At 68.7% G+C, this 393-nt stretch carries 1 protein-coding gene; it reads right to left on the bottom strand.

The annotated features are described in order from the left end of the window. Window positions 1–393: DNA gyrase C-terminal beta-propeller domain-containing protein (locus FLP08_RS17250; protein WP_279327004.1), on the bottom strand; the 393-nt coding region annotated here is incomplete at both ends.

The following is a 393-nucleotide window of genomic DNA, read 5'->3' as shown; positions in this document are numbered from 1 at the left end:
CGCGACGCGGGAACTTGCTCAGCGGGGTACGCTTGCCGAAGCCGCGCTCGGAGGCGGTGAGGATCTGCGCCCCGGACTCCGGAATCAGCATGGAGATCAGCTGCTGCCCCTTGCCCAGGCGCATGCCGCGTACGCCGCGGGCGTTGCGGCCCATGATGCGCACCACGCTCTCGGCGAAGCGGATCACCTTGCCGGCGCTGGAGAACAGCATGACTTCCTTGGCGCCATCGGTGATCGCGGCGGCGATCAGGGTGTCGCCCTCTTCCAGCTTGAGCGCGATCAGGCCGCTGCTGCGCGGACGGCTGAACTGCACCAGCGGGGTCTTCTTCACGGTACCGAAGGCGGTGGCCATGAAGATGTAGGCGCCGGTCGGCTCGGCCACCAGCTCGGCGG

It is taken from the genome of Christiangramia aestuarii (assembly GCF_009735585.1).
Taxonomy (GTDB): Bacteria; Bacteroidota; Bacteroidia; order Flavobacteriales; family Flavobacteriaceae; genus Christiangramia; species Christiangramia aestuarii.
Note: the sequence above shows the minus strand (reverse complement) of the source record. Positions and strands in the feature narration are given on the sequence as shown.